Source organism: Gelidibacter japonicus (assembly GCF_010725055.1).
Lineage (GTDB): Bacteria > Bacteroidota > Bacteroidia > Flavobacteriales > Flavobacteriaceae > Gelidibacter > Gelidibacter japonicus.
On record NZ_BJKB01000004.1, the window covers coordinates 92446 to 116999 of the forward strand.

General features: G+C 35.8%; 22 protein-coding genes. 20 read left to right on the forward strand and 2 right to left on the reverse strand.

Going from position 1 to position 24554, the window contains the following annotated elements:
- The first annotated feature begins 88 nt into the window (after positions 1–88).
- The 3 genes from mnmG to G6N06_RS05825 all read left to right on the forward strand — a co-directional run bounded on the left by mnmG (position 89) and on the right by G6N06_RS05825 (position 3901).
- Positions 89–1960 carry a tRNA uridine-5-carboxymethylaminomethyl(34) synthesis enzyme MnmG gene (gene mnmG / locus G6N06_RS05815; RefSeq protein WP_163515129.1) on the forward strand — a complete coding sequence of 624 codons (1872 nt, stop codon included), beginning with the start codon at positions 89–91 and terminating at the stop codon, positions 1958–1960.
- 347 nt (positions 1961–2307) lie between these two features.
- The gene (locus tag G6N06_RS05820; protein WP_308469746.1) at positions 2308–3177 is read left to right on the forward strand and encodes a class I SAM-dependent methyltransferase; all 870 of its coding nucleotides are present in this window, start codon (positions 2308–2310) and stop codon (positions 3175–3177) included.
- A gap of 208 nt (positions 3178–3385) precedes the next feature.
- Positions 3386–3901, forward strand: coding sequence for an OmpH/Skp family outer membrane protein (locus G6N06_RS05825; RefSeq protein WP_163515130.1), 516 nt, complete (start codon positions 3386–3388; stop codon positions 3899–3901).
- Positions 3902–3941: 40 nt separating this feature from the next.
- On the opposite strand, the gene G6N06_RS05830 is transcribed toward G6N06_RS05825, so the two are convergent.
- Positions 3942–5096, reverse strand: coding sequence for a DNA polymerase III subunit (locus tag G6N06_RS05830; protein WP_163515131.1), 1155 nt, complete (start codon positions 5094–5096; stop codon positions 3942–3944).
- A 121-nt stretch (positions 5097–5217) separates the two neighbouring features.
- Here G6N06_RS05830 and G6N06_RS05835 point away from each other — a divergent pair, with 121 nt between their 5' ends.
- The 3 genes from G6N06_RS05835 (at position 5218) to G6N06_RS05845 (ending at position 9160) form a co-directional block, all read left to right on the forward strand.
- Positions 5218–6405, forward strand: coding sequence for a phosphoglycerate kinase (locus tag G6N06_RS05835; protein ID WP_163515132.1), 1188 nt, complete (start codon positions 5218–5220; stop codon positions 6403–6405).
- Positions 6406–6567: 162 nt separating this feature from the next.
- Complete coding sequence (locus G6N06_RS05840; protein ID WP_163515133.1) at positions 6568–8160, forward strand: lytic transglycosylase domain-containing protein; 1593 nt, start codon at positions 6568–6570, stop codon at positions 8158–8160.
- A gap of 28 nt (positions 8161–8188) precedes the next feature.
- Positions 8189–9160 carry a DUF4837 family protein gene (locus tag G6N06_RS05845; RefSeq protein ID WP_163515134.1) on the forward strand — a complete coding sequence of 324 codons (972 nt, stop codon included), beginning with the start codon at positions 8189–8191 and terminating at the stop codon, positions 9158–9160.
- Positions 9161–9224: 64 nt separating this feature from the next.
- On the opposite strand, the gene G6N06_RS05850 is transcribed toward G6N06_RS05845, so the two are convergent.
- Positions 9225–9419: a twin-arginine translocase TatA/TatE family subunit gene (locus tag G6N06_RS05850; RefSeq protein ID WP_163515135.1), complete on the reverse strand. Its 195-nt coding sequence runs from the start codon at positions 9417–9419 to the stop codon at positions 9225–9227.
- Between the two features lie 113 nt (positions 9420–9532).
- On the opposite strand from G6N06_RS05850, the gene G6N06_RS05855 reads away from it, so the two are divergent.
- From G6N06_RS05855 to G6N06_RS05920, 14 genes are all read left to right on the forward strand, one after another.
- Complete coding sequence (locus G6N06_RS05855; RefSeq protein ID WP_163515136.1) at positions 9533–10399, forward strand: M23 family metallopeptidase; 867 nt, start codon at positions 9533–9535, stop codon at positions 10397–10399.
- Entirely contained in the window at positions 10399–11901 is a 1503-nt protein-coding gene (locus G6N06_RS05860) for a GH3 auxin-responsive promoter family protein (protein ID WP_163515137.1), read from the forward strand. Before G6N06_RS05855 ends, G6N06_RS05860 begins: the two co-directional genes overlap by 1 nt.
- Before the next feature lie 29 nt (positions 11902–11930).
- On the forward strand, positions 11931–13616 hold the full coding sequence (locus G6N06_RS05865) for a DUF6909 family protein (RefSeq protein ID WP_163515138.1): 1686 nt from the start codon (positions 11931–11933) through the stop codon (positions 13614–13616).
- Between the two features lie 7 nt (positions 13617–13623).
- Positions 13624–14676 (forward strand): hypothetical protein, encoded by a 1053-nt coding sequence (locus tag G6N06_RS05870; protein WP_163515139.1) that lies wholly within the window; start codon positions 13624–13626, stop codon positions 14674–14676.
- 7 nt (positions 14677–14683) lie between these two features.
- Complete coding sequence (gene rfbB, locus G6N06_RS05875; RefSeq protein ID WP_163515140.1) at positions 14684–15727, forward strand: dTDP-glucose 4,6-dehydratase; 1044 nt, start codon at positions 14684–14686, stop codon at positions 15725–15727.
- A gap of 3 nt (positions 15728–15730) precedes the next feature.
- A complete protein-coding gene (gene rfbA, locus G6N06_RS05880; RefSeq protein ID WP_163515141.1) occupies positions 15731–16597 on the forward strand; it encodes a glucose-1-phosphate thymidylyltransferase RfbA in 867 nt (288 codons plus the stop codon).
- Positions 16597–17142 carry a dTDP-4-dehydrorhamnose 3,5-epimerase gene (rfbC, locus tag G6N06_RS05885; protein ID WP_163515142.1) on the forward strand — a complete coding sequence of 182 codons (546 nt, stop codon included), beginning with the start codon at positions 16597–16599 and terminating at the stop codon, positions 17140–17142. The genes rfbA and rfbC overlap by 1 nt, the downstream gene beginning before the upstream one ends.
- Positions 17139–17996 carry a dTDP-4-dehydrorhamnose reductase gene (gene rfbD / locus G6N06_RS05890; RefSeq protein WP_163515143.1) on the forward strand — a complete coding sequence of 286 codons (858 nt, stop codon included), beginning with the start codon at positions 17139–17141 and terminating at the stop codon, positions 17994–17996. Before rfbC ends, rfbD begins: the two co-directional genes overlap by 4 nt.
- Positions 17997–18261: 265 nt before the next feature.
- On the forward strand, positions 18262–18441 hold the full coding sequence (locus tag G6N06_RS05895; RefSeq protein ID WP_163515144.1) for a hypothetical protein: 180 nt from the start codon (positions 18262–18264) through the stop codon (positions 18439–18441).
- Complete coding sequence (locus tag G6N06_RS05900; protein WP_163515145.1) at positions 18422–19786, forward strand: lipopolysaccharide biosynthesis protein; 1365 nt, start codon at positions 18422–18424, stop codon at positions 19784–19786. Before G6N06_RS05895 ends, G6N06_RS05900 begins: the two co-directional genes overlap by 20 nt.
- 19 nt (positions 19787–19805) lie before the next feature.
- Entirely contained in the window at positions 19806–20588 is a 783-nt protein-coding gene (locus G6N06_RS05905) for an FkbM family methyltransferase (RefSeq protein ID WP_163515146.1), read from the forward strand.
- Between the two features lie 2 nt (positions 20589–20590).
- Positions 20591–21841, forward strand: a complete 1251-nt coding sequence (locus G6N06_RS05910) for a glycosyltransferase family 4 protein (protein ID WP_163515147.1) — start codon at positions 20591–20593, stop codon at positions 21839–21841.
- A 671-nt stretch (positions 21842–22512) separates the two neighbouring features.
- Positions 22513–23739, forward strand: a complete 1227-nt coding sequence (locus tag G6N06_RS05915; protein WP_163515148.1) for a hypothetical protein — start codon at positions 22513–22515, stop codon at positions 23737–23739.
- Positions 23739–24494, forward strand: a complete 756-nt coding sequence (locus G6N06_RS05920; protein WP_163515149.1) for a glycosyltransferase family 2 protein — start codon at positions 23739–23741, stop codon at positions 24492–24494. Before G6N06_RS05915 ends, G6N06_RS05920 begins: the two co-directional genes overlap by 1 nt.
- Positions 24495–24554 lie beyond the last annotated feature (60 nt).

The window sequence follows — 24554 nt, forward strand, 5'->3', positions numbered from 1 at the left end:
CGGATTTGCTGACCACGATCTTCAAAACCTGATTTTAGTAAAAGCACATTGTTCCACGTGGAACATTAAAATTTAAAATTAACAAACAATGTTTGATAAAGTATATGATGTAATTGTTGTTGGAGGCGGGCATGCCGGTAGTGAGGCGGCTGCGGCTGCGGCCAATATGGGTAGTGCTACACTTTTGATTACAATGAATCTTCAAAACATAGCACAAATGTCCTGTAATCCTGCTATGGGCGGTATCGCTAAAGGACAGATTTTGCGTGAGATTGATGCCTTGGGTGGGTATAGCGGTATTGTGAGCGATACCTCGGCTATCCAATTTAAAATGCTAAATAAATCAAAAGGACCTGCTATGTGGAGTCCGAGGGTCCAAAGTGACCGTATGCGTTTTTCAGAGGATTGGCGATTGATGTTGGAACGTACCCCTAATCTCGATTTTTATCAGGATATGGTTTCTGGGCTTTTAGTAGAAAATGAACAAGTGGTTGGTGTTAAAACCTCCTTGGGATTGGAAGTGCGAACCAAAACGGTTGTCCTTACTAATGGCACTTTTCTGAATGGCTTGATTCATATTGGTGATAAAAGTTTTGGTGGGGGTCGTGCTGGTGAAAAGGCCGCCACTGGAATTACCGAACAACTTGTTGATTTGGGATTTGAATCTGGAAGAATGAAAACAGGAACGCCTCCAAGAGTTGATGGCCGATCTTTGGACTATTCTAAAATGGTCGTTCAGCCAGGAGATGAGATCCCGGAAAAGTTTTCTTATTCGGATGTTACGAAGCCTTTAACGCATCAACGCGATTGTCACATGAGTTATACAAGTCCGCTGGTCCACGATTTATTACGTGAAGGATTTGACCGTTCACCAATGTTCAATGGCCGAATTAAAAGTACAGGACCAAGATATTGCCCATCTATTGAAGATAAAATCAATCGGTTTGCAAGCAAAGACAGACATCAAATTTTTGTAGAACCAGAAGGCTGGAATACCATTGAAGTATATGTGAATGGATTTTCGACATCCCTGCCAGAAGATGTACAGTTTAAAGCTTTGCGTTCTGTAGAAGGGTTTGAGAACGTTAAATTCTTTAGACCGGGATATGCCATCGAATATGATTATTTTCCACCAACTCAGTTGAAGCACACCTTGGAAACCAAATTAATTAATGGACTTTATTTTGCTGGACAGATCAATGGGACTACAGGTTATGAAGAGGCGGCTTCACAGGGTTTAATGGCCGGAATCAATGCTGCACTTCAAGTTCAGGAGAGAGATGAGTTTACCTTGAAGCGAAATGAGGCCTATATTGGAGTCTTAATTGACGATTTGATTACCAAAGGCACTGAAGAGCCATATCGTATGTTTACGTCCCGTGCTGAATATAGAACACTATTAAGACAGGATAATGCCGATTTAAGGCTCACTCCAAAAGGATATGAACTTGGTTTGGCTAGTGAAAAACGTTTAAGGAGAATGGAAGAAAAACATTCCAAATCGGATGCCTTTGTTGAGTTTTTTAAACAGACCAGTGTTCAGGCCGATGACATCAATCCTATTTTAAGTGACAATGATTCTGCATTGGTAAATCAATCTGGTAAACTTTTTAAAATTTTTGCACGACCAAACATTTCTATGGATGACGTTAGAAAACTGGAAAGTGTAGAATCGTATATACAAGAGCATAATTTGGATAAGGAAACAATTGAACAAGCCGAAATTCAAGTCAAATATTCTGGCTATATCGACAAAGAAAAGAATAATGCCGATAAGCTCAATCGTTTGGAAGATTTGAAAATCCCGGCAGGATTCGACTATAGTAAACTTAAATCAATGAGTATTGAGGCGAGACAAAAGCTAGAGAAAATTCAGCCACGTACCATTTCGCAAGCCTCGCGAATTAGTGGTGTAACGCCAAGTGATGTTTCTGTGCTTTTAGTTTATATGGGTAGATAGGTTTTAAAGCTTTAAGATTGTTCCACGTGGAACGTGTGACTGTTTTTTAATGGTTGTTGTCAGTTTTTATCTTAGAATTGTGTTTGATCCTAGTGGTGTAAGTATAATTAACTGCATTTTTGTTTGATAGATTTTAGCTGCAACAATGTTTAGTAGGGAAAAACTACCTGTGTGTTCAGAATAGATCAGTGTCGTCAGCGTTCTATTATTTAACTAAAAAATCGATAGAAGAGTCAAAGCCTTTTATAAGATTGAATGTTGAAAAAGTATGGACCGATTGTTCTAAAAGATTCAAGCAATTCATTAATTTCGCTCCCGTATAATCATTTTAAAATCATCCATTGAGCGTGTCAGATCCGTTGCAGAAAAACTGTTATATCAAAGTAAAAGATTACTCTGTTTCCAAAGAGAGTTTTGACTTGTTGTATGATGACGAATTTGAAATGCTCGAAACCTTCCCGCAACCTTCTGTAGAAAAATTACCAGACTATTATAAAAGCGAAGATTATATTTCGCATACCGATGCCAAAAGGAACGTCTTTGAAAAAGTGTACCATCTTGTAAAAGGTATCGCGCTAAAGCGTAAATTGAAACTCATCAATTCTTTTTCAAATAATTCAAAGTTCCTTTTGGATGTCGGATGTGGTACTGGCGATTTTCTGCAGGTCGCTTATAAATCTGGTTGGGCGATAACTGGTATTGAACCCAATGAACAAGCTCGGAAGATCGCCAACAAAAAAACAAACGATTCTGTATTCAATAGTGAGAAACTTTTTAAACTGGAAGAGCAAAAATTTGATGTGATCACACTTTGGCATGTGTTGGAACATTTACCGGAACTAAATGAACATTTATCCGTTTTTGCTAAATTATTAAAACCTGAAGGTGTTCTTATTATAGCTGTACCCAATTATAAAAGTTACGATGCTAAATTATATAAGGAATATTGGGCAGCCTATGATGTGCCTAGACACCTTTGGCATTTTAGTCAGGAGTCGATAACCAAGTTGGCTAACAAGATAAATATGAAAATAATTAAAACGGCACCAATGAAATTTGATGCCTTTTATGTCAGTTTACTTTCCGAAAAATATAAAACCGGACAAATGAATTATATCAAGGGATTTTGGAACGGTTGGCGTTCAAACCTTGAAGCAAAGACCTCTGGGGAGTACTCTTCACTGATTTATGTCTTAAAACATGAAAATACGAAATAGGAGCGTTTTTAGAGGCTCTTTTCGCTATAGATGATGTTGAACCTATGATTTTCTCGAAACCACGCTTAAATTTAATGCTATGAAGTTGTTTTTTATTGATTATAGCTATTGTAAACTAAAATACGATTTACTTAAACTATAGTATAAATTTTCTTAAAAATCACATCGACTTTATTACATTTGCAACAAATTTTAATAAACATAAATAATGAAAAAAGGTTTTATCGCTCTAGTCGCTTTAGTGATGTTGTCATCATGTCAGGAGCAAACAAAAATTGGATTTGTTGACAATAGCAAATTGATTAATGATTATCAGAAGAAAAAGGACGTTGAGGCTAAATTCCAAATTGAAATTGATGCGTTTAATAGAAAAGTTGACAGTATAGGTCAATCTTTTCAGGCCTTGGCTGCAGAAATGCAGGCAAATGACCCACAAATGGTAAAAAAGAGTTCTCAAGAGCAATATCAAGCCTTGGCCCAACAGTACCAACGTTTTCAACAGCAGTTTCAAATGGAAGAGCAGCAAATCCAGAGAAAGAGCCAATCTCAAATCGATACACTTATTCAAGACATCAGATCATTTGTAAAGGATTATGGCAAAAAAAATGGCTATTCTTTTATATTGGGTAGCAATGAAGCTGGAAGTGTGATGTACGGAAAAGAAAGTGAGGATTTAACCAAAGATATTTTGGAAGCACTTAACGCTGAAAAAAAGAAGGACTAATTCGATAGAAAAGTTATAGATATTATAAAAGAGCCAGTTTTTAACTGGCTTTTTTGTGTAATAACCGTGTCAATCTAATCGAGAGATCGGTTAGGATTATTTTGGAATTTCCGTTGCGTTCAATATGATAAATGGCATCCTGAAGTTCTTGGCTGATGTCCAAGATATTGCCCTCATGGACATAAGGAGCAAAATTTTCAAGCTTAAAGTTTTTGGTTTTTGGTTCCATAAACACCAATTGGCTGGCATTATAATTCATTAAAAGAGCCTGTCTGAAAAAGTCAATGCAAAACAATAAAAATTGCTTTTGGGTTTCTCGTCCTGTTTTGGCAACTTGTTCACTCCAACTTATCAAATCGTGAATAGCTGCTTTATTGCCCTTCGCTTTAAATGCGCTTCTTATCCAAAATACAAACCATTCTTCAAATTGAAGGTCTTCAGAATCGTGATATACCAAATCGCAGGCCTTATTGTAATTGCCGTTTGATTGTCTGGCAATTTTCGTTGCCGTGATCTCGTCAAGTTGGTAGTTTTTCTTGAGGGCTTCCGTGATTACCGCTTCGGCCAATGGAGGAAAATGCAATACTTGGCACCGCGATCTGATGGTATTGATGATTTGGCCTTCATCTTCTGCAATAAGAATGAATACCGTTTTTGCCGGTGGTTCTTCAATTAATTTCAAGAGTTTGTTGGCGGCAGAGGTATTCATCCTTTCTGCCATCCATATCAACATTATTTTATAACCACCTTCATAGGATTTTAGTGAGAGCGCTTTGACAATATTCAATGCTTCATCCACACCTATTTGTCCCTGTTTATTGTCAACGCCCAACATGCGGTACCAATCAAAAAGATTTCCATATGGCTGTTCTTTAAGCAACTGTCGCCAATCTTCCAAGAAATTGGATGAAATCGGATGGCTTTTTATTTTATCAGTAGTTGCCACAGGAAAAGCAAAATGTAGATCTGGATGGGAAAAGTTTTTGAATTTTAAATTACAATTGTCATTCCCTCCCTGGTTTTCAGAACCTTTATTTCCACAAAGGATGTATTGTGCATACGCTATGGCCATCGGCAAGGTGCCAGACCCTTCTGGACCTACAAACAATTGTGCATGGGGGATACGTCCATTGTCCACGCTTTGGGTTAAATGGTTTTTGAGATGTTCCTGTCCTAAAACGCTTTTAAATTGCATGGCACAAAACTATGTATTTTTTTTCATTAAAAATTTATGGGAATCCAATTCCTAAAAAAATGCAATTATTATCATTTTAGAATTGGTTACATTTGTTTCTATTTTATAAAAACACAGACTAATGAAAACCTTGAACGATTTCAATTTTAAAAATAAAAAAGCACTCATCAGAGTAGATTTTAATGTTCCCTTGGACGATAATTTTAAAGTGACCGATGACAGTAGAATAGCTGCGGCAAAACCAACGATATTGAAAATATTGGAAGACGGGGGCAGTTGTATTTTAATGTCGCATTTGGGACGGCCAAAAGGCGTACAGCAGGAGTTTTCATTAAAACATATTCATGATAAAGTTGAAGATATTATTGGAGTCAAAACTATTTTTGTATCCAACAGTATTGGTGGAGAAGTTCAAGCCGCGGCAGATAACCTGCAACCTGGAGAAATATTACTTTTAGAGAATTTACGCTTCCATAAAGAGGAAGAGGCAGGAGATAAAGAGTTTGCAGAAAAGCTTTCAAAGCTTGCAGATGTTTATGTCAATGATGCTTTTGGAACAGCACATAGAGCACACGCTTCAACCGCGGTAATTGCTGATTATTTCCCAGAAAGAAAATACTTCGGTTATTTATTGCAGCAGGAAATTGAAAGTATTGAAAAAGTAATGAAAAATGGTGAAAAACCTGTATTGGCGATTCTTGGCGGAGCCAAAGTGTCTTCAAAAATCACAATAATAGAAAACATCTTGGACAAAGTTGACCACTTGATTATTGGAGGTGGAATGACTTTTACCTTTGTAAAGGCACAAGGAGGAAAAATAGGTGATTCCATTTGTGAAGATGATAAAATGGATTTGGCTCTGGAAATCCTCGAAAAGGCCAAGGCTAAGAATGTAAAAGTCCATCTTCCTGTTGATGTAGTTGCCGCTGACTCTTTTAGCAATGATGCCAACACCCAAATTGTAAAGGTTAGCGAAATTCCTGATGGATGGCAAGGTTTAGATGCTGGTCCACAAACTATAAGAAATTTTCATGAGGTCGTACTTCAATGTAAAACCATACTATGGAATGGGCCGTTAGGTGTTTTTGAAATGGAGAATTTTGCAAATGGCACTATCGAACTTGGTAAGTCAATTGCGGAATCCACAAAGAACGGCGCATTTTCACTTGTAGGTGGTGGCGATTCAGTGGCTGCTGTGAAACAATTCGGCTTCGAAGATAAAATGAGTTACGTCAGTACAGGCGGGGGTGCCATGCTAGAAAGTTTGGAGGGAAAAACCTTACCAGGAATTGCAGCAATCTTAAAATAAGAAGCTCGTTGAAGACCGCTATCTAATTAAAAGCATAGACAAAAGGACAATTTGCTCGACGAAATACAGTTTAGTGTGTTAAATTGTTGTTTTGTATCATCATTTTAGATATTATTGTACGATAATTATCATCCTATCGTTGATTTATAAAACACCTTACTAATGAACCAAAAACGAGTATTTCTGACTTTTGGTGCCTTATGTGTATTTGGCTTAAGTTTTTCTCAAATAAAAACTAAGGAGAAAGTCACCACTACGACGGCATCTGATAAATCTGTTTCAGTTCGAATTGATTCCATTAGTGATGGGAATAATTTGGACTTAAAGGAAATAGAACCTGTAGTCGATTCCTTGTCTACAATGACCATTGAAGATTTGCAATTTGCCTCAGAAATTGATCAAAAGTGGTTAGATGAGTTATACAGCAACGAATTGTTTGACAGCATCTATGCATCGGTCACAGATTTGAAATATGACGCGGTTGATTATCCTGAGTTGCCCACCGATACGTTAAAAGCCCGACTTCATAAGTTAAGCTCCAAAACGCCATTTAATATTGAATATAACGAGTCGCTGGAAAGTGTCATCAAATCCTATTTAAAACACAGACGTAATTCTTTGGAGCGTCTGATGTCTTTGAGCGATTATTATTTTCCTATGTTTGAAAGAGAGTTGGACAATTATAATATTCCGCTGGAAGTCAAATATTTGGCCATTGTAGAATCAGCATTAAAACCAAGAGCAAAGTCTCGTGTTGGTGCCACAGGACTATGGCAATTTATGTATGCTACTGGGAAGCAGTATAATTTAAATGTGAGCAGTTATGTAGATGAGCGAAGTGATCCTCTTAAATCAACGGAAGCAGCTAGTAAGTATCTTGCCAGACTTTATGAGATTTTTGGTGATTGGGATTTAGCCTTGGCTTCATACAATTGCGGTCCGGGGAATGTCAGTAAAGCGATACGCCGTTCAGGGGGTTACGAAAATTACTGGAATATCAGACCTTATTTGCCTCGGGAGACAGCAGGTTATTTGCCGGCGTTCCTGGCAACCATGTATATTTTTGAATATGCCGAGGAACATGGCTTTAAAAAACACAGACCAGATTTTAGATATATCGATACAGATACTATTCACGTGAAACAAACAATCAGTCTGGATCAGGTTTCCGAGTTGTTGGAATTGCCAATGGAGGAATTACAGTTTTTAAATCCTTCCTACAAACTGGATATCATTCCGTATGTTGAAGGTAAAAATTACACGCTTAGATTACCACGACATGCCGTTGGAAAGTTCGTGACCAATGAAGCAAGTATATATGAGTTTGTGACCAATGAAATGAACAAGCGGGAAACGCCATTGCCCCAATTGTTTAATGCTGAAACCAAAACGACATATAGGGTGGTGTCAGGTGACAATTTAGGAAAAATTGCGCGACAATTTAATGTACGTGTGTCCCAACTTAAACAATGGAATGGTCTGCGGAGCAACAATATAAGAATAGGGCAGCGCCTTACTGTTTATAGAACACAGCCTAACACTTCTCCTTCAAAATCAGTATCCAGCGTCTCAACTAAATCGAATGTCCTGAGTAGTGATTCAAACACTATAAAGACCTATAAAGTAAGGTCTGGAGATTCCCTATGGAGCATATCTAGAAAGTTTCCTGGAGTTTCCATTCAAAATATCAAAGATTGGAACGATATTAGTGGTAATAATTTGAAAGTAGGAACAACACTTAAAATTTCGAAATAAGTGTTATTAAATTAAAAAACCACACATCATGAGAACCATTTATGCAATTGTCTTTTCTTTGATCCTGTTTACTTCATGTAATAATGGCAAAGACCAACGAATTATTCCTCCTTCCAACGGTAACATAAATAACCTTTTGGTAGTTGTTGATAATCTTTTATGGGATGACAGTGTAGGTGAAACGATTAGAGACATTGTTGCAGCTCCCGTTCCAGCATTAAGTCAGGAAGAACCCTTGTTTTCACTAAACCAGATGCCACCTATGGTATTTGATGGATTTGCAACCAAGAACCGGATCATCCTAAAAATAGAAAAAGGTGGAGAAGCTGGTACGGTCATAAAAAATGATGTGTACGCAAGACCCCAAACAGTTGCAGTAATTTCAGGAAAAACAGATCAGGAAATCAAAGATCAATTAGAGAAAAATGGCGATAAAATAATTGCTGCCTTTAAAAAGGAAGAATTGAAAGAAAACCAACGCCGCATTAGGATTTCCTTAATGGATGATAAACCACTTGAAGAAAGTTTAGGTGTTAAATTGAATTTTCAAACGGCCTATCGCATCGCTAAACAGGACAAGGATTTCTTCTGGATCAGGAAAGATATTCCTACGGGTACAATGGATATCATGATTTATGAAGTCCCTCTGAGCACGATAAAGAAGGGAGATAGCACCATCATTGATATTGTGAGAATGAGAGATTCTATTGGAAAAGCACAGATTCCTGGTCCTGTAGAAGGTTCTTATATGATAACCGAAGCTGCATATACGCCTTATTTATCTGAAACCACCATTGACGGAAAGCCTGCCTATGAAACCAAAGGTATTTGGGATGTAAAAAATGCGTTTATGTCGGGTCCGTTTATAAACTATGCTATTGAGGACAAGGCGAATAACAGATATGTGGTCATTGAAGGCTATGTTTTTGCACCCTCGGTTGAAAAACGAAACAATATTTTTGAATTGGAGGCCATCATGAAATCCATTAAGATTAAATAGAATAATGACTTAAAAACAAAAGAGCCAACGGTTAAGTTGGCTCTTTTGTTTTTATAGGAGATAATTACTTGTTTTTATCAGTGGATGCTTTTGTTTCATCACCATCTTCTTTACTGGCATCTTTAAACTCTTTAATGCCACTTCCCAATCCTCTCATGAGTTCTGGAATTTTCTTGCCTCCAAAAAGCAATAATACCAACACGACTACGACGACTATCTGCCATGGTCCAACCGCTAAAAAAATACTTGATGCTATCATAACATTTGATTTGAACTGCAAATTTAATAATTAAACTTCAAATTATACGTTAAAAACAAACTTTAGATGAAAGTCAATCTAGATTGGCTTAATTTTATTTAATTTTGTTCAGCATGACCAGTAGAAAAAAAGAAAAGAAATTCACAAAAAAACTGCTTCATAAGTACCGTTTGGTGGTGCTTAATGAAGATACCTTTGAAGAGCGCTTTGCTATTAAATTGACGCGCTTGAATGTATTCGTTATCGTCTCTTTAAGCAGCATCCTCCTCGTATCGGGAACTATCTTTTTAATCGCCTTTACGCCATTGAGGGAGTATATACCCGGGTATTCTTCAGCCAAATTAAAAAAGCAGGCCACAGAACTCAGTTTTAAAACAGATTCTTTGAAACAGGTTATTGATGTCAATGAAAAGTATTTTGCGTCCATTAAACGTGTGCTTACAGGTGATGTTAAAACTGTGGAGTTCAATAAGGATTCTATTTTAAATGCTTTTAATGAAGAAGTAGGGCCCTTAACCGTTAAGCCCACCAGGCAGGATTCCTTATTACGCGAAAAAGTAGATAAGGAAGATAAATATAACTTTTTTGAATCGGCCATCTCTGCTTCAAATTTTGTTTTATTTCCGCCGGTAAATGGAAATATCTCAGAGGGTTACAATGTCAAGGAAAAGCATTATGCCGTAGATATTATTGTTGCCAAGAACACACCGGTTAAAGCTACAGCCGATGGAACCGTTATTTTTGCCGAATGGACAACAGAAACGGGTTATGTTGTGATTATAGAACACAGTTATGAACTCATTTCAGTATATAAGCACAATGCCTCGTTAACCAAAGAACAAGGTGATGTGGTCAAAGCCGGCGAGGTCATTGCCTTGGCCGGAAGCACAGGAGAATATTCTACAGGCCCCCATTTGCATTTTGAATTATGGAGCAAAGGATATCCCATCAATCCAACCAATTTTATAGATTTTAAATAATGTTCACAATAAAATCGGCTCTTGCCAAAGTCTTTGCGCTCTCTGTTAGAAGGTCGGTTTTAAAATGGGCGAACAATCCCATTGAAACCCAAAACAATGTTTTCAAAAACCTCATGCAAGAGGCCAAGGATACACAATTTGGAAGGGATCATGATTTTCATGCCATCATATCACACTCAGACTTTGTTTCACGTGTTCCAGTTCGGGATTACGAAGATTTAAAGCCTTATGTGGAACGGGTTGTCGCAGGAGAATCGGACATTTTATGGAAGGGCAAACCACTTTATTTTGCGAAAACTTCCGGAACAACTTCGGGATCAAAATATATTCCCCTCACCAAAGAAAGCATGCCAACGCATGTTGAAGCGGCCAGAAATGCCATCCTGATGTACATTGCCGAAACTGGAAATTCAGAGTTTGTCAATGGGAAGATGATTTTTCTTCAGGGCAGTCCAATTTTGAAAGAACAAAACGGAATTCAACTTGGGCGTTTATCAGGTATTGTTGCCCATTATGTCCCAAAATATCTTCAAAAAAACAGAATGCCTTCTTGGGAAACCAATTGTATAGAGGATTGGGAAACAAAAGTAGAGGCTATTGTCGCTGAAACACTCCCAGAAAACATGACCGTTATTTCGGGAATTCCATCCTGGGTACAAATGTATTTTGAAAAAATCTCTCAACAAACAGGTAAAAAAGTGGGAGAGGTTTTTAAAAACTTCAACTTGTTTATTTTTGGAGGAGTCAATTATGAACCCTATCGGGCAAAATTTGAGAGTTTAATTGGACGTAAGGTGGATAGCATAGAGCTTTATCCAGCTAGTGAAGGATTCTTTGCCTATCAAGATCGGCAGGATCAAAAAGGAATGCTTTTGCAACTAAATTCCGGTATTTTCTATGAGTTTATCAAAGCAGACGAATTTTTTGATGAGCATCCAAAACGAATCACCATCAAAGATGTGGAATTGGACACCAATTATGTGATGATCATTTCATCAACGGCGGGTCTTTGGGCCTATAATTTAGGAGACACAGTTCAGTTTACCTCCTTAAAACCATATCGGGTTATTGTCTCGGGTCGTATTAAGCACTTTATTTCTGCCTTTGGGGAACACGTCATCGGAAAGGAAGTAGAACAAGCGCTTCATGAAGCCATAAAGGGATCTGATACTCAGGTTTCAGAATTTACCGTGGCACCACAAATTAATCCGTCTAGTGGATTGCCCTATCACGAATGGTTTATTGAATTTGAAAATGAGCCTGATAACCTTTCGGAACTGGCAGATAAAATCGAGAATTCACTTCAAAAACAAAACAGTTACTACTTTGATCTGATTCAGGGCAAGGTATTACAACCCTTAAAAATTAAGAAGGTCAAAAAGAATGGTTTTCAAGACTATATGAAATCTATTGGGAAATTGGGAGGTCAAAATAAACTCCCCAGACTTTCCAATGACCGAAAAATAGCAGACGCTATGACCGAACAAAATTTAACTAAATAATCCTATCTTTACAGGCTAAATACTAACCTATGAATAAAAAGCATCATGCCAGAACGAGAGCTCAGGAAAGCTCAAATGCCATTGAAAGAATGTATATTACAATGCGCCATTTGTTTAATCGTGGATTTTACAAACCAATGGGCGTTTCTGGTGAAACGCTCCGAGAAGCATTATTACTTTTAAGACCTGAAATTTATGGGTCCATTGGAGATGAGAAGGCAGAGTTGGAAGGTCTGCTTTATGTTGTTGATAGGCTACCTTATGGAATTGAAGAATGCACCTTTATCAATTTAACTAGCGATGAAGGCTATATCAATTCGCATTTTAAAGCAATCATTCCACCTAAAAGAAGACGGAATTGCTTCCGTATTGACCACGAACAAATGAATATTGAAATCACACGTGGTCGCTCAGAGATCTATGATATTTTGACCCACCTGACCTTTATGTTTGTGGAATCTCATAAAATAAGCAAGCGGGTCTTAATTGATGAGGAAGGCACGACCACGCGCGACTGGTTAAAACTCGAAAAAGCGGTACTTTCCAACAAAGAGTTGACACAGGAAGAGCGTGAGATTGCTATTGCACATACAGCAAATATTTTGGGAAGGACATTTAATGAACTGACCAACATGTACAGTTCTTTTGCTTTACCGGACCAACCGGAACGTTTTCTTCATTTAATCTATTGGTTAGGTAAGCTGGCGATTGAGGAAGTGGTCAATAACAAAGGACGGACGGTAACATTTAGTCCTGTCTTAAGAGAACGATTGGGCCATCATATCCACGGTGAGATTTGGTCAGACACCATTAAGGAAGCCTTAATGAAAAATGGACTTATCGATCGACCTATCCATGTGATCAGTGCAAATATGCACAGTGTCATGAATTCCATCTTTGCTCCCCAAGCCTTAAAGACCTTGGCGGCAAAAAAGAGCATGTTTGAAGTCTATGAGGCTTTAAGTCAAAAGGAAAATCAAGAGCTGCGAAATAAAGTCACCAAAGAGGCCTTGTCAAAAGGGATGATCTATATTCCAGATACCTCAGGCACCAATATTGATGTGCAAATTTTTGATACCGCCAAAATTGATTTTAAAAAAACCGATTTAGAAGTCTCCAAAATGTTTGAGGATTCTGAAAAACCGGTCCTCTTTGTTATGGATTATGCCTTTGGGGAACAAGCCTATGAAACCATTGACGAGCTGTTAAAACCAATCAAATTAAAGGATAAGCAGATCCATTTAAATGTTGATTCAATATCCATTATGGGGAAAGCAGGAATTCTGGAAGGTGGAAAAGGCGACATAATGATCCCATCGGCGCATATTTTTGAAGGAACTGCGGATAATTATCCATTGGACAATCAACTCTCTAAATCGGATTTCGAAGGCCATGGCATTGATGTCTACGAAGGGACGATGATTACGGTCTTAGGGACTTCCCTTCAGAATAAAGAGATCTTAAAATTCTTTTTCAATTCCACCTGGAATGTCATTGGATTGGAAATGGAAGGTGCACATTATCAAAAAGCCATACAGGCAGCCTCAAAAGTGAGAGGCAGTATCAATCCCAATGTCAAGGTCAGATATGCTTATTATGCCAGTGACAATCCCTTAGAAACTGGAAGCACTTTAGCGTCGGGCGGCTTGGGAACTACGGGCGTAAAACCAACCTATTTGATCACTAGAAAAATATTACAGCAAATATTTAACTAATAAAGTTATGAATGAAGATTTAAGAAATAATCAGCCCCCAAATGAGGAGGTTGATTTGGGCCAATTATTTAATGCTATTGGGAGGCTGTTTTCACGGTTATACCGGTTTATAGGCCGTATTTTTACAGGCATATTTGGAGTTGTCGTTTTGTTTTTGCTCTTCATTCAAAAGCATTTTGTAAAACTTGTTGCTGTAGTTGTTGTAGGGGTTATATTAGGAACCATTTTAGATTTAAAGAAACAACCTTTATATATTTCAACCATGGTTATTGAGCCTAATTTTAATAGTGTTCAACAGCTTTATAACAATGTTGGATTTTATAATGAACTAGCAAAGGCCAAAGATTCTCTGTCCCTTTCTGAAGCACTAAACATTACTACAAAGGAAGCTATATCCATAAAGAATTTTAGTGTCGAGTCCTACTCAGATGAAAATCAGAAGATTGTATTATTTGATAGGTTTGTGCGTAGTTTGGATAGCACAACTAAAAAAGCGATAGATATGAAAGCGTATCTTAAGAATTTTAATTCTTTTGATGCTCGATTTCATACAATTTCCGTTACTGCAAGTGACAATACCGTGGCAAAAAAAATTCAGCCCGCCATTATCTCCTCTATTTCAAATAACAGCTATTTTAATCTTCAAAAGAACATTAGCGATAGCAATATAAAATTACAAGACAGTCTTTATAAAAAACAAATTGCTGAAATAGATTCTTTGCAGGCATTGTATAAAAAGGTCCTGCTAAAGGAGGCAGAGCGCGCCATTCAGGGAACAAACATTAGCCTTGGAGAAACTGGAGAACAGAATAACAAAGAACTTTCATTGATCAATAAAATGGATGAATTGAAATTAGGACTTGTGGAACTAAACAATGAACGAGGAAATAAGTCTAGCATTTTAAACGTGATTTCTGATTTTCCCAGAAAAGGAGTACGTGATTCAGGTATTTTAAAAAGCAATAAATTTCTAATACCTGTTCTATTCTTGATAGTTACTGCACTAGTATTATTATTACTTTCATTAAATAAGTATCTTAAAAATTATAGGAGAAAATAGTAAAGAAATGAATTTATTAATTACGGGCGGTGCGGGTTTTATAGGTTCGCACGTCGTGAGATTGTTTGTAAAAAACTATCCAAATTATCATATTTATAATTTGGACTTACTCACCTATGCCGGTAATTTAGAAAACTTAAAAGATATTGAAAACCAACCTAATTATACGTTTATCCAAGGCGATATTGCTAATGAAGGCTTTATAAATGGATTATTCGAAAAGCATAAATTTGAAAGGATCATTCATTTGGCAGCAGAATCTCATGTAGATCGTTCCATAAATGATCCGTTGGCCTTTGTGAAAACGAATATTATGGGAACAGTGATTCTGTTAAATGCTTTTAAAATGCTTTGGCTGGACAATTATACCGACAAGCTTTTTTACCACATCAGTACAGATGAAGTATATGGTAGCTTAGGTGATAGCGGTTTTTTTACGGAAGACACGTCTTATGACCCCAATTCGCCTTACTCTGCCTCTAAAGCAGGCTCAGATCATTTTGTAAGAGCCTATGGGGAAACTTATGGATTGCCATATATTATAACAAACTGTTCAAATAATTATGGGCCCAATCAGTTTCCTGAAAAATTGATTCCATTGTTTATCAATAATATCATCCATAACAAACCACTTCCTGTATATGGTGATGGCAACTATACTAGAGATTGGTTATTTGTTATAGATCATGCACGTGCAATCGACATTGCATTTCACGAAGGAAAACTAGGTGAAACTTATAATATTGGCGGTTTTAATGAGTGGAAAAACATTGACTTAGTCAAATTGTTATGCGCTCAAATGGATATTGAATTGCAGCGGGAAAAAGGCACTTCTGAAAAATTGATCACCTTTGTTAAAGACCGACCAGGACATGATTTAAGATATGCCATAGACCCGAGTAAAATTAAAAATGAATTGGGTTGGACACCTTCTCTAACTTTTGAAGAAGGTTTAGAAAAGACGATTCGATGGTATCTGGATAATGAAGAATGGTTAAATAACGTCACGAGTGGCGACTATCAAAACTATTATCAAAAGCAATATAATTAAGAAATGAAAGGAATAGTTTTAGCTGGAGGTTCTGGTTCGAGATTGCATCCGTTGACCTTGTCCGTAAGTAAGCAATTAATGCCTATTTATGACAAACCAATGATCTATTATCCGTTGTCAACTTTGATGTCTGCGGGTATTAGAGAAATCTTGATTATTTCTACCGCTAAAGACCTTCCCTTATTTAGAGATTTATTGGGAGATGGTAAAAAGTATGGTTGTAGGTTTGAATACGCTGTACAAGATGCCCCAAATGGATTGGCAGAGGCATTTATCATTGGGGCAGATTTTATTGGATCAGATAAGGTGGCGCTCATCTTAGGCGATAATATTTTTTATGGATCGGGGCTGTCAAAATTGTTGCAGGCAAATAGTGACCCAGATGGCGGAATCATCTATGCTTATAGAGTTCATGACCCTGAACGCTATGGTGTGGTCGAATTCAATGACCAGGGTCAAGCGGTCTCGATTGAAGAAAAACCCAAAAGGCCCAAATCAAATTTTGCTGTTCCCGGGATTTATTTTTATGATAATAGCGTGATTGAAATCGCAAGAAATATCCAACCAAGTCAGCGTGGAGAACTGGAAATAACCGATATAAACAAAGAATATTTGAAACAAGGGAAATTGCATGTTAGTATTTTAGACCGAGGAACCGCGTGGCTGGATACCGGCACCTTCCAATCTTTGATGCAAGCCTCACAATTTGTTGAAGTGATCGAAGAGCGGCAAGGTTTAAAAATTGGTGCCATTGAAGCGGCTGCTTTCGAAATGGGATACATCAACGAACAGCAATTCAGAGAGCTGGCAGAACCTTTGTTAAAAAGTGGTTATGGCAAAAATTTATTAGGACTTCTCAAAAACAATTAATGACGGTAAAGGAAACAAAGCTTAAGGGATGTTTTATTATTGAACCAAAAATTTTCAAGGATGCCAGAGGGTATTTTCAAGAAACTTTTAATCAAAAAACTTTCCAAGAATTAATTGGCGAAACCATTAGTTTTGTTCAAGATAATGAGTCTATGTCCTCTAAAGGTGTGTTAAGAGGATTACATTATCAAAGAGGGTCGTATGCTCAGGCCAAATTGGTGCGGGTAATTAAAGGTAAAGCTTTGGATATTGCGGTTGACTTACGAAAAGATTCTCCAACTTTTGGAGAACATATGGCAATTGAACTATCTGAAGAAAATAAGTTGCAAGTATTTTTACCCCGTGGATTTGCGCATGGATTTATTGTTCTTGAAGACCAAACCTTATTTTCTTATAAATGCGATAATTTCTATAATAAATCATCAGAAGCGGGAATTATTTACAATGATCCCACCTTAAATATTGATTGGTTGTTGCCAAATGAAGCGGTTTTGGTTTCAGAAAAGGATAAATGTCTTCCAGAATTTAAAAATGCTAAATTATGACAACCGTTTTAGTAACTGGAGCTGACGGTCAACTCGGACAATGCATCCAAAATATAACCCACCAATTCCCATCTCTTGATTTCCTTTTTGCGGATAGAAACACACTGGATATTACGGTTGCTAACGATGTTTTAGATTTTTTTGAAACAAATGCTATTGACTGGTGCATTAATTGCGCCGGTTACACCGCAGTAGATAATGCAGAGAATGATCAGGAAAATGCCTATAAAGTTAACTCCATTGGTGCCAAAAACATGGCCCAAGCTTGTCAAAAAAATGATGTCAAAATGGTTCACATCTCCACTGATTTTGTTTTCGACGGTTTAAAAACAACACCTTATACTGAACTGGATAAAACCAACCCGGTCAATGTGTACGGAGAATCAAAATTAAAGGGAGAAAATGAGATTAAACAAATTTTAGATAAGCATTTTATAATTAGGACTTCTTGGTTATATTCCGAATATGGAAATAATTTCATGAAAACAATGTTGGGATTGGCTCAAGATAGACAAGAGCTGAGCGTGGTTAATGATCAATTGGGAACACCGACATATGCTGGTGACTTAGCTCGAGTTGTGTTAAATATAATAAAATTAAGGTCCCAGGATTATGGTGTTTATCATTATAGCAATGAGGGAATTACAAGTTGGTTTGAATTTGCTAAAGCAATCTTCGAAGAAAGTAATATAGAACTCTATATAATACCAATTGAAACTAAAGATTATCCCACATTGACAAAACGGCCTAGATATAGTGTTTTAGATAAATCTAAAATTAAAAAGATGCTTAATGTTGAAATTCTTGATTGGAGACAAAGTTTACGAAAAGCGCTGTTGAAATTAAACCTTTAAGTAAAGAGAAAATTAATTTTAGATAAAAATGGGAATGATATTGATTACTGATGTTACCCAGTAAGTCGGAGCCAACTTAAACGAGTTCCTGTATAAAAAAGGAAATAGGATTTGTGGTTTAAAACGGTATCCTTTTGAGTATAATGGAGAATAAGGATTTTAAAGACACTACCGCTGGAGTAAAGACATTAGAAAGGCGCAGTGTAAAAAGAGTACCCTAAATTGTGTTTCTATAAATGGACTGACACTAGCTATTAAATCAATTATGGGATTTAAGAGAGAAATAGTCTTTAATACTTCAAAACCAGAAGGAACTATGAGAAAACTAAATGATTTTTCTAATTTAAATAGTTTAGGCTGGAGACCTACAATTACCTTGAAAGAAGGTGTTAAGAGAGCTTATCATTGGTATAAAAGAAACGCTGATGAAAGAACATATTCTTAAAATATTAAACACTCTTGGTGTTAAAAGTGCTCGCACAAAAAATATTGTCAAACATATTTCAATATCTTTTTTTTATAAGGCAGGCGCTGTTTTAGCAAATTTTTTATTGGTTCCACTTACCATCAATTTTTTAGATACCGAAAATTATGGCGTTTGGCTTATCATAAGCTCGTTTATTGCGTGGTTCTCTTTTTTTGATATTGGATTAGGAAACGGCTTAAGAAATAAACTAACAGAGGCCAAAACAAATGGAGATCTAAAGCTAGCCCGAGGTTATATAAGTTCAGCCTATTATACCATTGCGGGCGTAAGCCTCTTCCTGTTTTGTGTTTTTGTTTTTTTTAATTATTTTATTGACTGGGCTTCTGTTTTTAATACTAGTGAAGCCTTTAATACAGACTTGAACTTATTGATGCTTTTAGTGTTTGGTTTTTTTTGTATTCAATTAGTGGTAGGGCTTGTTACTAATATATACTTGGCAGACCAAAGCCATTCGATTCAAGTAAAAATTCATTTCTCAACACAGGTAGTCTCATTGTTTACAATTTGGATATTGACAGAAACAAGCCATAGTTCCCTATTAATATTTGGAGCTATATTTGCAGCCCTGCCAGTAATCATACTTTTAGCTTTAAATTTATTGGCGTTTTCTAATAAATTTAAAGAATTGAAACCGTCTCTATCTCTATGGAGCAAAAGTCATTTGAAAGACATTATGGGCGTTGGTTTTGATTTTTTTATTATACAAATAGCTGGAATTGTGATTTTTTCAACAGACAACTTTATAATTAGTAAACTTTTTAGCCCAGAAGAGGTTGTACCTTACAATATTGCTTTTAAGTACTTTTCCATTCTCACCATTGTTTTTTCTATCGTGGTTGCTCCTTATTGGTCTTCATTTACTGAAGCCTACGTAAAAAAGGAATATGAATGGATCAAGGTTTCTGTTAACAACATTATGAGAGTTTGGCTCTTGATTCCCATAGTTGTGGTTATAATGTTATTGCTGTCCGATTGGTTCTATAATATCTGGGTTGGAGATAAAGTTTTGGTTCCTTTTATGCTCTCAGTCTCGATGGCTGTGTTTGTAATGAGTTTTACGTTCAACAATATTTTTGTGTTTTTTATAAATGGAACCGGTAAAATAAAAGTACAATTGATAGTGAGTATTTTCATGGCTATTATTAATATACCGCTTTCAATATTCATGGCCAAAAGTTTGAATATGGGTGTAAAAGGGGTAATTATCGCAACTATTTTGAGCTACCTACCTGGTCTGATATTAATGCCTTTACAATACAACAAGATTATAAATAACAGGGCAAGGGGAATTTGGAATAAATAGTTTTTAATAAAATTAAATCATGAAAGAGTTGGTAAAGAAAGGAATAAAAACAATGCTTAGTAGAGAAAGCAGAACACTATATAAGATCAGTAAACTACCTAGATACACGAAATTTACGACAACGGTTTTGGGTTCCATATTTGAAGGGGTGGATCCACCATCTTTTATAGCGCAATATAATGAACAGATCAGACGAAAAACCTATAAATTCAATACCACCAAAGAATCTCCATATATAATTGATTGCGGAGTCAATATTGGTTTAAGCGTAATCAGCTTGAAGAATATGTATCCAAAGGCAAAAATAATTGGTTTTGAGCCTGATCCCAATATCAAAGAAATTGCCGATAAAAACATTAAAAACGCGGGATATTTTGATGTTGAATTGTTACAAAAAGCAGTTTGGACTGAAGAAACCACAATGACATTTTTTAAAGAAGGATCTGCAGGAGGAAAACTTACCAAAGAGGAGAGTGATAAAACGATAACTGTGGAAACATTCGATTTAAAAAAGCTTTTGACAAAAGAAGTGGACTTTTTGAAAATTGATATTGAGGGCGCAGAGTTCGATGTTATTAAAGATATAAATAAACAGCTTCATTTAGTTAAAAACATATTTTTAGAATATCACTCAAAAATCAATGAAGACCAAAATCTAGGTGAAATTCTCGACATATTAAAAAGTAATGGCTTTAAATACTTTGTAGAATCTGGTTATATCAATCCCGAAAGTCCACTTATAGAAAGAATTGAAATAGATGGTTTTGATAACTTGATTAATATTTTTGGTTATAGAATATAAAAGTGAAAATACTTATAGTTAATTTTAGTGATATGGAAGGAGGCGCAGCAAGAGCGGCCTATAGACTGCATTCCTCTCTTTTAAAAGAAGATATTGATTGCCAGATGCTGGTATTGAGAAAACGAAGTGAGGATGACACGGTTATAGGACCTACCTCAATCGCTAGGAAGTTCACAGCTAAATTACAATCAATAATAAATACCTTTCCACTAAAACATTACGATTGTAAAGATGAATTCTCAGCATCTTTTTCCCCCAGTTTCCAAATTGTTGAAAAAATCAACAAACTAAATCCTGACCTTGTTCACTTACATTGGATAAATGCTGGGTTTCTGAAGATCGAAGATTTAAAAAAAATAAAGGCACCTATTGTATGGTCATTGCATGATATGTGGGCGTTTACTGGAGGATGCCACTACGCCGACACGTGCGTTTCATATACAGCTAATTGTGGGAACTGCCCTGTTCTAAACTCCATCAAAGAGAATGATTTAAGTAGGGACATATTTAAAAGAAAGCAAAAGATTTTCTTTGAAATTAATAACTTGACCATCGTAGGATTGAGCAAATGGTTGGAAACATGTGCAAAATCGAGTACCCTTTTTAAAAATAGGGAGGTTGTGAATCTACCAAACCCGATTGACACCTCTGTATTTAAGCCATTCGCAAAAGAAGAAGCCAGATCTTTATTGGGATTGCCTAAAAAAAAGAAACTCATCCTTTTTGGGGCTATGTCTGCAACCAGCAACCCACGAAAGGGTTTTATAGAACTGAAAAGTGCCTTAAAAAAGTTGCAGACCAGGGATATAGAATTTCTTGTTTTTGGAAGTGACCAACCAAAGGACCCTCAGGAGTTTGATTTTAAAACACACTATTTGGGCCAGCTCAACACCGATATAAGCTTAGTAAAACTCTACAGTGCTGCCGATGTTATGATAGTGCCCAGTTTACAGGAAAACTTATCTAATGTTATTTTGGAAAGTCTTTCTTGTGGGACCCCTGTCGTGGGATTTAAGATTGGTGGAAATAGTGATATGATAGAGCATAAAATAAATGGATATCTGGCAGAACCTTATGAAACCGACGATTTGGCACATGGAATTGAATGGGTATTAAACAATGAAAATTCAAAGGAAATTTCTAAAATGGCAAGAGATAAAGTGCTTAAAAATTTTGATAGCAAATTGGTGGCAAAGAAGTATATTGAACTTTATAATAAAAACATAGAAAAGAAGACGACAGGCTCATATTAAAGTTTCAAACTTTTAATAATTACATAGAAACGGTAGATTTCTATATATCTCACACTATTCCCTTTTTGACTCTAAAGGTTTGAGTTTGAAACCTGAGATCTAAAATAGTTTGTAACCGTGAAAGAACTAATAATAAATATTATGTTGGATTGTTAATAAAATATATAAAAATTAATGAATGAAATAACTCTGAAAGTGTTTCTGGATTGAAGTCAGAGCTGGAGCAGACCAAAACCTTAGGAGCTGACCTCAAAAAGTTGCTGGAGGAATTGATTATAGGCTCCTTACTTGATATTCAATGTTGATTTTTGTGGACGCGAAAGTAAATTTATCGAGCGTTCATCATGCGGTGACGAAATCGCATCAGAGATTATGAAAGTCAATAATAAGAGTTACCAAAATTCGGAGGTAGAAATTTAAGTTTTAAATCTAATTAATGATCCTTTATCAAAAACCGATTTAATTATTATAAAAGATTGCTTAGTGCATCTTAGTTTTGAGAATATTATTGCCAGGATCAAAACATAAAATACTCGGGGGAGGTAAATATGTTTTAATGACGATATTTGTAAACCGAAAATCTAATTATGATAAAGAATAAGTACTTATCAATAACCATTGGTATAAAGATTCAAGACACTTAACTTCACACGCCTAGATCAAAAGTTATAATGTATATTACTAAAAGCAGATTATTAAAATGGGGACTATATAGCAATGCCATATATATTCTGTTGTTTTTTTTATTGAAACCTGACGGTTTTGGTTTTCAAAAAGTCGTAATCTCGATGTTCTTCTTATTTTCGGTTTTTTCAATTTATTTCTTATGCGTAAAGGATGGACAGCAATTAAACCAGCTATCAACCGGAAATAGGTGGGTCATTTATCTATTGCTTTTTTGGGGAGTTATTGTTATTGTTAAGAGTTTTACCTTAAATCCACAAGACTGGATTACAAACTTTGGAAATGTATATATGGGTTTTGCATGGTTGATGCCGGCAATAACCGTATTGGGTCTGAAAATTGAAAATTGGACAGTGATGTTTAAATCCATTTCATTTATGTTCACATTAATGATTGGTGCGTTTCTATTTTTATCCGTTTTAACGATAAATGACGAATGGATATGGCTATTAAGACCATTGGTTTTTGTTTTAATTATAGGTTTTAATCGATTTACACTTATTAAAAAAATACAGATACTCATTATTATTGTCGTGTATATGGTAGTTTCTACTATAGGAGAAAGACGCATGGAATATCTATGGCTAATTATGGTATTCGGATTCTTAATCATGGATAGAGTCATGTCCTTTCGGGTTAGAAGAACTTTTATAAAATATATAATTGCTGGTTTTCTATTGGTTCTAACCTTAATTTTCACCTTAGGTTATGAGTATGTTTGGAGAATAGTCACAATGTTTGCCGACATTCAAGACTCTAGGACATTTTTGTTCAGAGAATTAATGTCTGAACTTAATTTCAGTGAGAAAATATTTGGTAGAGGTTCTTTGGGCACTTATTATAGTGAATATTTTGAGCATACCAAGTGGTATGTTGTTGATGTTTTAAAGAAGCCTTGGTATGGAGATTCTTCAACAAGAATAACTATTGAGGTTGGCTATTTACAGATGATTTTAAAAGGGGGTTTCATTATGATGCTGCTCAACCTAATCATACTTATTAGCTCTAGTTATGTCGCTATTTTTAAATCCAGAAATAAATTCATCAAACGATTGGGGTATTATATTTTAATTTTTATGATATTATACTTAATTGAATTGAGACCAACTTTTACCCCGATATTTTTTATTTTATGGATGGCCATTGGGACTGTGCTAAATAAGAAATATAGGTTAATGGATGATGAAGAAATAAATGCCTTAATTAAATTTTGATGAATAGAGATGAAGAACTATTGGTGTCTGTTATTACGGTGGTTTTTAATGGTGAAGACTATTTGCAACAAACTATTGATAGTGTAAAAAACCAAACCTATAAAAATATTGAGTACATCATTATTGACGGAGGTTCTACAGATAATACGATCAATATTATAAAGAAAAATCAAGATCACATATCTCATTGGATAAGTGAACCTGACAAAGGTCTATATGATGCCATGAACAAAGGGGTGAAAATAGCAAGTGGCGATTTGATAGGCACGATAAATAGTGATGACTGGTATGAATTGGACGCTATACGATTAGTTGTAGATGCCTATTTAAAGAACCCTAAAGCTAAAGTAATTCACTCTAATAGATACGATGTCTACAGTGATAATACTCGAAAAGTATACGCTTATAACCCTTCGGTTTTTAAACTTAAATATTTAAGTATGACTTTTTCACATCCTTCAATGTTTGTCACGAGAGAAGTCTATCAACAATATTCCTATAATATTGCATTAAAATCATATGCTGATTATCAATTCTCTTTAATGGTATTTATGAACAATAATAAGTTTGTACATATAGATAAGCCTTTAGTTAATTTCCGAGTAGGAGGAATCAGTGGACAATTAAGTTTGAGAGAAGAATTACAACAGGGATTTATTGCAAGAAACAACGCAGGATTGAATGTTTTTGAAAACATTTTTGCTCTTTTTTTGAGGATTCTTACGAAGACTTTTTTGACTCATAAAAAAAAATGAGACTACCATTTATTAGATAATAATTTATAGTAGGATAAAGTGCGCTTTTGATAAGGTGAA

Coding starts and splice junctions, on each gene's coding strand:
- rfbB (WP_163515140.1), top strand. CDS start 14,684: ATGAATTTATTAATTACGGGCGGTGCGGGTTTTATAGGTTCGCACGTC.
- G6N06_RS05905 (WP_163515146.1), top strand. CDS start 19,806: ATGAAAGAGTTGGTAAAGAAAGGAATAAAAACAATGCTTAGTAGAGAA.
- rfbA (WP_163515141.1), top strand. CDS start 15,731: ATGAAAGGAATAGTTTTAGCTGGAGGTTCTGGTTCGAGATTGCATCCG.
- G6N06_RS05865 (WP_163515138.1), top strand. CDS start 11,931: ATGAATAAAAAGCATCATGCCAGAACGAGAGCTCAGGAAAGCTCAAAT.
- G6N06_RS05855 (WP_163515136.1), top strand. CDS start 9,533: ATGACCAGTAGAAAAAAAGAAAAGAAATTCACAAAAAAACTGCTTCAT.
- G6N06_RS05840 (WP_163515133.1), top strand. CDS start 6,568: ATGAACCAAAAACGAGTATTTCTGACTTTTGGTGCCTTATGTGTATTT.
- mnmG (WP_163515129.1), top strand. CDS start 89: ATGTTTGATAAAGTATATGATGTAATTGTTGTTGGAGGCGGGCATGCC.
- G6N06_RS05870 (WP_163515139.1), top strand. CDS start 13,624: ATGAATGAAGATTTAAGAAATAATCAGCCCCCAAATGAGGAGGTTGAT.
- rfbC (WP_163515142.1), top strand. CDS start 16,597: ATGACGGTAAAGGAAACAAAGCTTAAGGGATGTTTTATTATTGAACCA.
- G6N06_RS05895 (WP_163515144.1), top strand. CDS start 18,262: ATGGGATTTAAGAGAGAAATAGTCTTTAATACTTCAAAACCAGAAGGA.
- G6N06_RS05850 (WP_163515135.1), bottom strand. CDS start 9,419: ATGATAGCATCAAGTATTTTTTTAGCGGTTGGACCATGGCAGATAGTC.
- G6N06_RS05825 (WP_163515130.1), top strand. CDS start 3,386: ATGAAAAAAGGTTTTATCGCTCTAGTCGCTTTAGTGATGTTGTCATCA.
- G6N06_RS05860 (WP_163515137.1), top strand. CDS start 10,399: ATGTTCACAATAAAATCGGCTCTTGCCAAAGTCTTTGCGCTCTCTGTT.
- G6N06_RS05915 (WP_163515148.1), top strand. CDS start 22,513: ATGTATATTACTAAAAGCAGATTATTAAAATGGGGACTATATAGCAAT.
- G6N06_RS05900 (WP_163515145.1), top strand. CDS start 18,422: ATGAAAGAACATATTCTTAAAATATTAAACACTCTTGGTGTTAAAAGT.
- rfbD (WP_163515143.1), top strand. CDS start 17,139: ATGACAACCGTTTTAGTAACTGGAGCTGACGGTCAACTCGGACAATGC.
- G6N06_RS05845 (WP_163515134.1), top strand. CDS start 8,189: ATGAGAACCATTTATGCAATTGTCTTTTCTTTGATCCTGTTTACTTCA.
- G6N06_RS05835 (WP_163515132.1), top strand. CDS start 5,218: ATGAAAACCTTGAACGATTTCAATTTTAAAAATAAAAAAGCACTCATC.
- G6N06_RS05920 (WP_163515149.1), top strand. CDS start 23,739: ATGAATAGAGATGAAGAACTATTGGTGTCTGTTATTACGGTGGTTTTT.
- G6N06_RS05830 (WP_163515131.1), bottom strand. CDS start 5,096: ATGCAATTTAAAAGCGTTTTAGGACAGGAACATCTCAAAAACCATTTA.